The organism is Duganella sp. Dugasp56 (genome assembly GCF_047304105.1).
Classification (GTDB): domain Bacteria; phylum Pseudomonadota; class Gammaproteobacteria; order Burkholderiales; family Burkholderiaceae_D; genus Rugamonas; species Rugamonas hordei.
In genome coordinates, this window is the sequence record NZ_JBGLYQ010000065.1 from 20,715 (window position 1) to 31,452 (window position 10,738).

Sequence of the window (10,738 nt, forward strand, 5' to 3'; positions counted from 1 at the left end):
CTCTTGCTTCAGCGGACTCGGCCTTCTTATTTACTTTCCTGAGCGAACGGAAAGCCGACAAGTATAAGCGGAAACCACCACCCGAGTCAAGCCGCAATTGGCTCGGAAGCCGCTTCCGCTGCGCCATAGCGGAAAACATTGACCACATTGAAAGTCGTGTCCGGCACGTACAGGCGGCCCTTGTCGGCGTAGATGAAGTACGGCATCCACACGCCGCCGGCGTCCGGGTATTTCTTGAACACGGAAATACCGGTCTCGTAGGTCAGCGTTTTTTCGCCGATGCGGAACACCTTCAGCGCCCGGTTGACCAGGTCGTTGACGATGAGGCGGTCGCCGTCGATGCAGACGCTGGCCGGCAGCATGAATTTTTCGTAGTCGACATTGACATCGTCGCAATAGCCGAGAGTGCCGTAGCTCCACAGGCTGTTGCCTTCCCGGTCGAACACGCGCACGCAGTTGTTGAACTGGTCGCAGACGAACAGCCGGTCCTGGTCGTCGATGGCGATGTCGCACGGCGTGAAGTCCTCGTCCGACTCCCAACGGAAGTTCTTGCGGAAGGCGACATAGCCGGTCGGCTGGATCTGCCACATCGAGATGCGGTTGTTCAGCGAATCGGCGATATAGATCTCGCCCCGGCTGTTGACGGCGATGCCCTGCGGCGCCTTCAAGGTGCCCTCGCCGCCTATGCCCGCGCGGCCGAACGGCACGCCGTAGTTGATCAGGTAGCCGGCCGGGTTGAACTGGTACATGGCCACCGTGCACATATTGAAGTTGGTGACGAAGACAATGGGCGTGCCGGGGCAGATCTGCCCCAGCGGCGGCGTGTGCGGGTAATACACGTCCATCGCCAGGTCGCCCGGCACGAAGAAGCCGCGCATCATGTCCTGCAGTTGATGGTAGGGATCGCTCTCCGTATTGAATGTCTTCATGCACCAGTTGCCGGAATCGATGTTCAGCGAGGTGCCGACCATGCGCGCCAGCGGATCGATGCCGGTGGCGGTCAGGAACTGGTCGTACCAATACTTGTAAACACTCGTGGTGGCGCTGGCCCACTGGTCGAACCAGCTGCCGGCGACCGCCTCGCGCGGCACGGTGCGGCGCTCGCGCTTGAAGCCGATCACCGACGTCATGCAGTTGAACTGCGAGGTCTCGCGCAGGCGGTTCTGGTCGTCGCGCCGGTGGCCGACCGATTCGATCAGCAGCGCATCCTCCTCGCCCTTGATGCGCGGGATGCGCACCTTGATGACGCTGGACGCGAACGGCTCGCTGATGAAATACACGTCCGGCTCGCCGTCCGCCGCGCAGATCTGGTACGGCCCGACAAACACCACGTCCTCCAGCGCGCCGTAGACGAAATCGGAGACCGAATGCACCGGCTCGATCGAGTGGTTCCACAACGGCAGCAGGCCGCTGACCACGGTGACCTGCTCGCCTTCCAGGTTGTAGATGGCGATGGCGTTCTCGATATGGCCCGGCACGAACACGCGGTCGCCGATCACGCACACCGAGCGCATCACGTTGAACTTGCCGATGCCGGTAGGCTTGCCGTGCTGGTGCAGCATCACCGTGTCGTGCGGCGCCTGCACCACCTCGTCGACGATGGGCCAGTCGGTGCTGATCTTCAGGATTTCGTAATGGCCGGTGTTGGCGATGTACAGGTTGCCGTTGCTGTCGCTGGCGATGCCTTGCGGCCACAACAGCTCGTGCGTGACGCCCGGACCGCCGACGTGGCGGAACTGGCTGACGTACTCGCCCTTCAGCGTGAACTTGACCACGCGGCTGGCCAGGTCGTCGGCCGTGTGGAAGAACTCGTCGCAGACATAGATGTAGTCGAAGCCGTCGCGTTCGCGCACCACGGTGACGCCGTTGGGATCGGACAGCGGCAGGTAATCCTTGTCGCCCTCGCCGAAGGCGGAATCGAACCAAACCTCGTGCTCGTCGTAAGCGAAGGCGACCACGCGGCCATGCCCCATGTCGGTGCAAAACATGATTTGATAGGTGGGATGCGGACACACATGGAAGGGCATCAGCAGGCGCGGCGCGTCCGGCGTTGCCTCGCCGGGGCCTTCGATCACGTGCAGCAAGGTCGACAGGTCGGCGGAAAACACCAGCAGGCGGCTGTTGCCGGTGTCGCACACCCAGAGCCGGCCGTAACTATCGGCATGCACGCCAACCGGGGAATTCAGCGTGAAATCGTCGGCCAGCGGACCGGTGGGCGTGGTGCCCGGCACAGTCAGTTCACCGTAAGAGCAAAGGTATTTGAGGTCCTGAGTCATCGAAACGCTCCTTGATGTATGTCAAGAAATTATCAGGTCTATGCGGCGGCGCAGCAAGAGAAAAATCCTCATGCAAGCCACTCCCGTCGGAGTCCTTTACAATATGCGCAACGATATCCAATGGAGAGTACGATGGAATGCAAAGTCAGCTGGAATGGCCCGTCGGGCATGAGTTTTTTGGCCCAGACCGGTTCCGGCCACATGGTCAACATGGATGGCGCGCCGGAAGGCGGCGGCCACAACCTGGCGCCGCGCCCGATGGAAATGGTCCTGCTCGGCACCGGCGGCTGCACGGCCTATGACGTGGTGCTGATTTTGAAGAAGGGCCGCGCCGACATCCGCGGCTGCGAGTGCACCTTGAAGGCCGACCGCGCCGACACCGATCCGAAGGTGTTCACCAAGATCAACTTCCACTTCACCGTGACCGGCAAGGACTTGAAGCCGGAGGCCGTGGAGCGCGCGATCACGCTGTCGCACGACAAGTACTGCTCCGCATCCATCATGCTGGCCAAGACCGCCGAGATCACCCACTCGTTTGAAATTATTGATGTAGCTTAAATGTAGTAGGCGGTGCTGGTCATCACCTTGCCCATCACCGCCATCACCGCCTGCACCGGGGCCGGCGTCTGCGCGGCGCCCAGTTGCTGCGCTGCGGCGCCGTGCGCGATCTCATCTATCCGCATCTGATCGACAATCGCGCGCGACTTGGCGTCCTGCGGCGGCAGCTTGTCCAGGTGGCTTTCCAAATGCGCCTCGACCTGGCGTTCCGTCTCCACCACAAAGCCGAGGCTGCGCGCATCGCCCAGCACGGCCGCTGCCGTGCCCAGCGCGTACGCGCCCGCATAGAACAGCGGATTCAGCACGCTGGTATGCGAATTCAGCTCGGCCAGGCGCTGCGCGGTCCACGCCAGGTGGTCCTCCTCTTCGCGGCTCGAATGCTCGAACTGCTGGCGGATCGCATCGGTGCGGGCAAAGCGCGCCTGCGCGTTGTACAAGGCTTGCGCGCACACTTCGCCCACGTGGTTGACCCGCATCAGCCCGGCGCTATGGCGCTGCTCGGCCTCGCTCAGCTCGCCATCGGCCGCGTGCAGCGCCGGCGTCGGCCTCGACGCCGAGGCAACGCCTGCAACCACGCGCAGCGCCTTGTCGACGCCGGTGATGAAACGGTCAAGCGGAGAGTGATGATGTGCGGCCATGAGCAAACCTGGATAGTTCAAAACACTCATTATAAAGGCCGCCGCCCTAGTTTGCGTCGGCCTCTTCGCGCAGCTGGCGCTGCCGCTCGATGTAGTCGGCCACCGGGCCGCGCACGTCGATTTTGGAAATATCCTTGGCCACGCTCAGGTTCAGGCCCAGCAGGAAGGGGATGTTCTCGACCGGCACTTCGGTGCAATGCTCGGAAAACGCCTTCAGGAAGCGCTTGGACTCGACCACCTTCACCACCTTCTCGCCGCTCATGTATTGCAGGATGCTGGTGATGCTGTGGCCCTTGCCGATGGTGTGATAAATGAACTGGTTGAACTTCCGGTCCAGCTTGGGAAAGTCCAGCGTTTCCTTGGTCATCAGGCCGGACAGGTAATATAGGCCCAGCGCCACGCGGAAGAAGCCGGTGGACTCGCTGCGGTCCACGCCGCAATGGGTGACCGCCAGAATTTTTTCCTGCAATTGAGGGTTCATTTTTTGCTGTTCTCCCGAATACGACTATAGCAAGACATTGAATCAGCTGGTTGCTTGCGTATGAGAATTTTTACATGCTACTCTTGAAATCTTTTTAATGAGGTGCAGCTGAATGATCGAGGTAAGTGGCCTGGCCAAACGCTTTCGCCTGCCGTCTCGTGGCGGCAAGCCCGCGCAGGCGCGCGATCCGCGCGACCACGACGGCTGGTTCCATGCGGTGCGCGACGTCAGCTTCCGCTGCGCGCCGGGAGAGGTGCTGGGCCTGCTCGGCCCCAATGGCGCCGGCAAGACCACGACCCTGCGCCTGCTGTCCACGGCGCTGAAACCCGATGCCGGCAGCATACACGCCAACGGCGTCGACCTGCTGCACGATCCGCTGGTGGCGCGCCAGCACATCGGCTTCCTGTCCGGCAGCACCGGCCTGTACGGCCGCCTGACCGCGCGCGAAAACGTCGAATACTTCGGCCGCCTGCACGGCATGGACCCGCAGCACCTGAAGCGCCGCTGCGACGAACTGTTCGACCTGCTGCAGATGCACGAGTTCGGCAACAAGCGCGCCGACCAGCTGTCGACCGGCATGAAACAGAAGTGCTCGATCGCCCGCACCGTGGTGCATGAACCACAAATCGTCATCCTCGACGAGCCGACCACCGGCCTGGACGTGATGTCGGCCAAGATCCTGCTCGACTTCATCGCCAGCTACAAGGCGCTGCGCGTGCCGCTGATCTTCTCCACCCATCACCTGCACGAAGTGGAAAAGCTGTGCGACCGCGTCTGCATCATCAACCACGGCAAGACCGCCTTCCACGGCACGGTCGACGAGCTGCGCCACCTCGGCGGCAGCGCCGACCTGTACGACGCGTTTGTCGACGTCATCAACCGGGAAACCTGAACCATGTGGACCATCTACCTGAAGGAGCTGCTGGAACTGGCGCGCGACCGCAAGACCTTCTTCTTCACCGTATTCATCCCGGTGTTCGCGATGCCGCTGATCTTCACCGGCTTCGGCTTCCTGTCGTCGAGCATGTTCAAGCACGCCAGCCAGGCCGAGATGACGTACTCGATCTTCGGCAAGGAAAACGCGCCCCGGCTGGTCGAGCGCTTCGCCAAGGAAAAGGGCTTCCGCGAAGTGCCGCTGGCCGGCCCGGACGACATCAAGGCCGCGATCGGCGACGACCGCATCAAGTTCGCGCTGGTCATTCCTGCCGGCTTCGAGCGGACGCTGTCCAACCACCAGCAGGGCGTCATCGCGCTGCACTACAACAGCGCCGTCACCGTCGACCTGACGCGCAAGCGCGTGATGTCGGTGATCGGCGGCCAGAACCGCGTGCTGCGCGAGCAGGCGCTGTCCGCGCTCAACCTCAACAAGGAGCAACTGCGCTTCGCGCTCGACCCGATCACGCTGGAAGACCATTCCACCGCCGACAAGCGCGAGCAGATGGGCGCGATGATAGGCGGCATGCTGCCCTACATCCTGCTGATGGTGTGCCTGATGTCGGCCATGTATCCGGCGATCGACACCGGCGCCGGCGAGAAGGAGCGCGGCACGCTGGAAACCCTGCTGCTGGCGCCGGTCCCGCGCAGCGCCATCGTGCTGGCCAAGTTCCTCATGCTGTTCACCATCGGCCTGACTTCGGCGCTGCTGATGATAGGCAGCATGGGCGTGCTGCTGTTCTTCTTCGGCCCGATGATAGGCGGCGACCTGGTGCAGATGGTGCGCGCCATCGGCGTGCTCGACCTGGCCATGGTGGCGCTGATGCTGGTGCCGACCGCCGCCATCTTCGCCGCCATCCTGCTGTCGATCTCGGTCTACGCCAAAAGCTACAAGGAAGCGGCCGGACTGATCTCGCCGCTGATCATCGTCACCATCCTGCCGACCTTGGTGGCGCTGCTGCCCGGCGTGGAACTGGACTGGAAATGGGCCATGGTGCCGCTGACCAATGTATCGCTGGCGATGAAGGAACTTGTCAAAGGCACCATGGACTACAGCATGTTCTGGGTGATCCTGCTGTCCACCACGGTGACCGCCGGCGCGCTGCTGGCCCTGTGCCGCTGGTGGTTCAACCGCGAGCAGGTTTTATTTAGGAATTGAACAAGTTGTCTATTCAACTACTAAAAAGCGGCCCCCGCCCATTCCCCCGATTTTGCACTCTGGCGCGCGGTTTTCGCCGCCCATCGCAATGGCGCCCCATCTACAAGGCAATTTCAATACAATGCCATCATGTGAAAAGTGACTGGCCGTGGGGAAATACCGGCCGGACACAGGCGATCCTTCAGGAGTAAGTATGGAATTACGCATCAGCAACTTGTCTAAAACCTACGGCAATGGCGTCGTGGCGCTGGACAATATCTCGCTCACCATCCCCACCGGGATGTTCGGACTGCTGGGCCCCAACGGCGCCGGCAAGTCCACGCTGATGCGCACGCTGGCCACGCTGCAGGAATGCGATTCCGGCTCGGTGTTCCTGGACGACATCGACGTGCTCGACGAAAAAGACGAAGTGCGCCGCCTGCTAGGCTACCTGCCGCAGGACTTTGGCGTCTATCCGAAAGTGACCGCCTACGAACTGCTGGACCATTTCGCCGTCCTCAAGGGCCTGTCCAACCGCAACCGCCGGCGCGAAGTGGTCGACGGCCTGCTGCAGCAAACCAATCTGTTCGACGTGCGCAACCAGCGCCTGGGCGGCTTTTCCGGCGGCATGCGCCAGCGCTTCGGCATCGCCCAGGCGCTGCTGGGCGATCCCAAGCTGATCATCGTCGACGAGCCGACAGCCGGCCTCGACCCGCAGGAACGCGTGCGCTTCCACAACCTGCTGTCCGACATCGGCGAAGACAAGACCGTGATCCTGTCGACCCACATCGTCAGCGACGTGGCCGACCTGTGCGCCAACATGGCCATCATCAACAAGGGCCACCTGCTGCTGTGCGGCCCGACCCAGGAGCTGATCCACGACGTCAGCGACAAGATCTGGGCCCGCTTCATCGACAAGCGCGACCTGCCGTCGTTCCAGTTGCGCCACCCGGTCATCTCGTCGCGCCTGCTGTCGGGCCGCACGCTGATCCATGTCTACAGCGAGAACGATCCCGGCGACGGCTTCGAAGAAGCCATCGGCGATCTCGAGGATGTCTACTTCGCCACCATCGCCGGCCGCCACAGCGCCGCGGCCACCTGCGACTGAGGCGGCGACCATGCTTGCCATCGCTCTCTTTGAAGCGCGACAGCGCCTCAAGCTGCTGTCCACCTGGGTGTATTTCGCCGGCTTCCTGGCGCTGTCGCTGCTGTGGATGATGGCCGCCGGCGGCTTCTTCAAGGGCGCCTCGATCACCTTCGGCAGCCAGCTGATCGACTCGCCGCGCTCACTGATGTTCACCACCAGCTTCCTCGGCTCGCTGGGCGTGGTGGTGATCGCCGCCATGATGGGCCGCTCGGTGCAGCAGGATTTCGAGTACGACATGCAGCACTTCTTCTTCAGTGCGCCGATCAAGAAACACCAGTACATGTTCGGCCGCTTCCTCGGCGCCTACCTGACGCTGGCCGTCATCTTCACCAGCATCCTGCTGGGCGCCTGGCTGGGCAGCTACATCCCCGGCATCGATCCCGAGCGGCTGGGGCAGCCCGGCGCGGCCGGCTACCTGATTCCCTACCTGATCGTCATCCTGCCCAACATCTTCATCTTCGGCGCCGTGTTCTTCATCCTGGCCGCGCTGACGCGGCGCATGCTGCCGGTCTACATCTCCAGCGTGGTCATGCTGATCGGCTACATCGTCGCCCCCGGCCTGGCGCGCGACCTCGACTACAAGACGCTGGCCGCGCTGATCGACCCGTTCGGCACCACCGCCGTGATCCGCGTGACCGAGTACTGGCCCATCATCGAGCGCAACACCCGCATGTTCTATCCGGAAGGCGTGTACCTGCTCAACCGCGTGCTGTGGTGCTCGTTCGCGCTGGCCGGCCTGCTGGTCGGCTACTGGCGCTTCCACTTCATCGCCACCATCGACAGCGGTCACGGCAGCACCAGCCGCGGCGAAGGCGAAACGCCGCTGCACCTGTCAGCGGCCTCGACCAACACGCAGGAAAAGCCGGACTTCAAGTCGCGCAGCCTGGCCGCGCTGCTGTTGCAGATGAGCTGGCTGAACCTGCGCGAAACCACCAAGAACATCTATTTCGTCGTCATCGTGCTGGCCGGCGTGCTGATGATGTTCGCCAGTTCGCTGGACATGGGCTCGATGTTCGGCACCACCACCTACCCGGTCACCTACCTGGTGCTGGAATCGGTGAGCGAAACCTTCGCGCTGTTCATGCTGGTCATCACCACTTTCTACGCCGGCGAGCTGGTGTGGCGCGAGCGCGAGGCGCGCATGGGACAGATGCTGGACGCGCTGCCGGTGCCGAGCTGGCTGCCGATGCTGTCCAAGCTGTTCGCGCTGATCGGCCTGCAGGTGCTGCTGATGGCGATCGTCATGCTGAGCGGCATGGCGATCCAGATCGTCAAGGGCTATTTCATCCTCGAGCCCGGCCTGTACTTTTATCACCTGTTCCTGCTGCAGCTGCCGCAGTACGCGCTGGTGGCGGTGCTGGCGATCGCCATGCAGGTGCTGATCAACCAGAAATACCTCGCCTACTTCGCGATGATCGTCTACTACCTGGCCACGATCACGCTGGGCACGATGGGCGTCGACGATCCGATGCTCATCTACGGCAACAGCCCCAGCTTCATCTATTCCGCGATGAACGGCTATGGCCACTTCCTGGCGCGCGAGCGCTGGTTCGAGGCCTACTGGGGCGGCGCGGCGCTGCTGCTGGTGGTGTTGTCGCTGCTGTTCTGGTCGCGCGGCACCGACGACGGCTGGCGCCAGCGCCTGCAACTGGCGCGCCATGCGCTGACGCTGCCGGTGCTGACCACGATCGCGGCCGGGCTGCTGATCTTTGCCGGCGCAGGCGGAGTGCTGTACTGCAACATGCACATCGTCAACTGCTACAAATCGCCCTATCAAAAAGATGCCGAGCGCGCCGACTACGAACGCAAATACAAGAAGTTCGCCGTCGTGCCGCAACCGCGCATCACCGATGTCAAGCTGGACGTGGCGATCGTGCCGGACAAACGCAGCCTGGTCGTCAAGGGACGCTACCTGCTCGAGAACAAGACCGCGCAGCCGGTCAGCGACGTGATGATCCACCAGGACAGCACCACCACGCACTACAAGGTGCGCTTCAGCCAGGACGTGCGGCCGGGCATCAACGATGAACAGCTGGGCTTCTACAGCTACAAGCTGGCCAAGCCGCTGGCGCCGGGCGAGAAGCTGACGCTGGACTTCGACATCGCCTACACGCCGAACGGCATCCTCGGCATCGGCCAGGACACGCCGGTGGTCGCCAACGGCACCTTCTTCAACAACAGCGTGCTGCCGCACATCGGCTACATGCAGGCGGCGGAACTGAGCGACGCGCGCGACCGCAAGAAACACAAACTGCCGGCGCGCGAGCGCATGCTGCCGCGCGACGATCCGGCCGGCCTGGCCAACAACATCGTCAGCAGCGACGCCGACTGGATCAACTTCGACGCCACCATCAGCACCAGCGCCGACCAGGTGGCGATCGCGCCGGGCACGCTGGTCAAGGAATGGAGCAGGCAGGGGCGGCACTACTATCACTACAAGATGGACCAGCCCATCCTGAACTTCTATGCGTTCCAGTCGGCACGCTACCTGGTCAAGCGCGACTGGTGGCAGGATGTAGGCATCGAGCTGTACTATCATCCGGGCCACGAATACAACCTGGACCGCATGGACAAGGGCATCAAGGAATCGCTGGACTACTACACCAGGAACTTCGGGCCCTACCAGCACAAGCTGGTGCGCATCGTCGAGTTCCCGCGCTACGCCGCGTTTGCGCAATCGTTCCCGAGCACGATCCCGTATTCGGAATCGATAGGATTCATCGCCAAGGTCAACGACAAGAATCCAAAGGACATCGATTATCCGTTCTACGTCACCGCGCACGAAGTGGCGCACCAGTGGTGGGGGCATCAACTGGTCGGCGGCAACACGCGCGGCGGCAGTGTGCTGAGCGAAACCCTGGCCGAATACTCGGCGCTGATGGTGATGAAGAAGAGCTTCGGCACCGACAAGATGCGCCGCTTCCTGCACTACGACCTGGACCAGTACCTGATGGGCCGCGCCATGGAACGCAAGAAGGAATTGCCGCTGGCGGAGAATGAAAACCAGAACTACATCCAGTACCGCAAGGGCAGCCTGGCGATGTACCAGCTGCAGGACATCGTCGGCGAAGCCAAGGTCAACAGCGCGCTGAAGGACATGCTGGCGCAATACGGCCGCAAGAGCGGGCCGTACCCGAGCGTGACGGTGCTGGTGGACGCGCTGCGCAAGATCGTGCCGCCGGACCAGGCCTACCTGATCGACGACCTGTTCAACCAGATCGTGCTGTATGAAAACCACGCGGTATCGGCCAGCGCGCGCAAGCTGGCGGACGGCCGCTACGAAGTGACGTTCGCGGTGAGCGCGGCCAAGGTGCACGCCACCGACCAGGGCGTGGAAAAGGATACGGCGCTGAAGGACTGGATCGACATCGGCATCGACGACAAGGACGGCAACAGCCTGTACCGCGAACGCAAGCTCATCGAGCGCAAGGACAATCTGTACACGGTGATCGTCAGCGGCCGTCCGGCCAAGGCCGGCATCGACCCCGACAACAAGCTGATCGACCGCAAGCCCGACGACAACCTGATCAACGTCGAGCTGCAAGCCCAATAACCCCGGGGGGGGGG

General features: G+C 62.6%; 8 protein-coding genes. 5 read left to right on the forward strand and 3 right to left on the reverse strand.

Annotation, left to right across the window (positions count from 1 at the left end):
• Positions 1-86: 86 nt before the first annotated feature.
• A complete protein-coding gene (locus tag ACCD07_RS30030) occupies positions 87-2,276 on the reverse strand; it encodes an NHL repeat-containing protein (RefSeq protein ID WP_413449442.1) in 2,190 nt (729 codons plus the stop codon).
• A 132-nt stretch (positions 2,277-2,408) separates the two neighbouring features.
• Between ACCD07_RS30030 and ACCD07_RS30035 the strand changes: the two genes are divergently transcribed.
• Positions 2,409-2,834: an OsmC family protein gene (locus tag ACCD07_RS30035; protein ID WP_176654799.1), complete on the forward strand. Its 426-nt coding sequence runs from the start codon at positions 2,409-2,411 to the stop codon at positions 2,832-2,834.
• On the opposite strand, the gene coq7 is transcribed toward ACCD07_RS30035, so the two are convergent.
• Both coq7 and ACCD07_RS30045 read right to left on the reverse strand, forming a co-directional pair.
• A complete protein-coding gene (gene coq7, locus ACCD07_RS30040; protein ID WP_413449443.1) occupies positions 2,831-3,472 on the reverse strand; it encodes a 2-polyprenyl-3-methyl-6-methoxy-1,4-benzoquinone monooxygenase in 642 nt (213 codons plus the stop codon). The two genes, ACCD07_RS30035 and coq7, sit on opposite strands and share 4 nt — an antisense overlap.
• Positions 3,473-3,518: 46 nt before the next feature.
• Positions 3,519-3,953 (reverse strand): hypothetical protein, encoded by a 435-nt coding sequence (locus ACCD07_RS30045; RefSeq protein ID WP_413449444.1) that lies wholly within the window; start codon positions 3,951-3,953, stop codon positions 3,519-3,521.
• Between the two features lie 112 nt (positions 3,954-4,065).
• Between ACCD07_RS30045 and ACCD07_RS30050 the strand changes: the two genes are divergently transcribed.
• The 4 genes from ACCD07_RS30050 to ACCD07_RS30065 all read left to right on the forward strand — a co-directional run bounded on the left by ACCD07_RS30050 (position 4,066) and on the right by ACCD07_RS30065 (position 10,724).
• The gene (locus ACCD07_RS30050) at positions 4,066-4,845 is read left to right on the forward strand and encodes an ATP-binding cassette domain-containing protein (protein ID WP_413449445.1); all 780 of its coding nucleotides are present in this window, start codon (positions 4,066-4,068) and stop codon (positions 4,843-4,845) included.
• 3 nt (positions 4,846-4,848) lie between these two features.
• Positions 4,849-6,045, forward strand: coding sequence for an ABC transporter permease (locus ACCD07_RS30055; RefSeq protein ID WP_413449446.1), 1,197 nt, complete (start codon positions 4,849-4,851; stop codon positions 6,043-6,045).
• Positions 6,046-6,238: 193 nt separating this feature from the next.
• Positions 6,239-7,132 carry an ABC transporter ATP-binding protein gene (locus ACCD07_RS30060; RefSeq protein ID WP_413449447.1) on the forward strand — a complete coding sequence of 298 codons (894 nt, stop codon included), beginning with the start codon at positions 6,239-6,241 and terminating at the stop codon, positions 7,130-7,132.
• A gap of 10 nt (positions 7,133-7,142) precedes the next feature.
• Positions 7,143-10,724: an ABC transporter permease/M1 family aminopeptidase gene (locus ACCD07_RS30065; protein ID WP_413449448.1), complete on the forward strand. Its 3,582-nt coding sequence runs from the start codon at positions 7,143-7,145 to the stop codon at positions 10,722-10,724.
• Positions 10,725-10,738 lie beyond the last annotated feature (14 nt).

Coding starts and splice junctions, on each gene's coding strand:
- ACCD07_RS30060 (WP_413449447.1), top strand. CDS start 6,239: ATGGAATTACGCATCAGCAACTTGTCTAAAACCTACGGCAATGGCGTC.
- ACCD07_RS30065 (WP_413449448.1), top strand. CDS start 7,143: ATGCTTGCCATCGCTCTCTTTGAAGCGCGACAGCGCCTCAAGCTGCTG.
- coq7 (WP_413449443.1), bottom strand. CDS start 3,472: ATGGCCGCACATCATCACTCTCCGCTTGACCGTTTCATCACCGGCGTC.
- ACCD07_RS30045 (WP_413449444.1), bottom strand. CDS start 3,953: ATGAACCCTCAATTGCAGGAAAAAATTCTGGCGGTCACCCATTGCGGC.
- ACCD07_RS30055 (WP_413449446.1), top strand. CDS start 4,849: ATGTGGACCATCTACCTGAAGGAGCTGCTGGAACTGGCGCGCGACCGC.
- ACCD07_RS30030 (WP_413449442.1), bottom strand. CDS start 2,276: ATGACTCAGGACCTCAAATACCTTTGCTCTTACGGTGAACTGACTGTG.
- ACCD07_RS30035 (WP_176654799.1), top strand. CDS start 2,409: ATGGAATGCAAAGTCAGCTGGAATGGCCCGTCGGGCATGAGTTTTTTG.
- ACCD07_RS30050 (WP_413449445.1), top strand. CDS start 4,066: ATGATCGAGGTAAGTGGCCTGGCCAAACGCTTTCGCCTGCCGTCTCGT.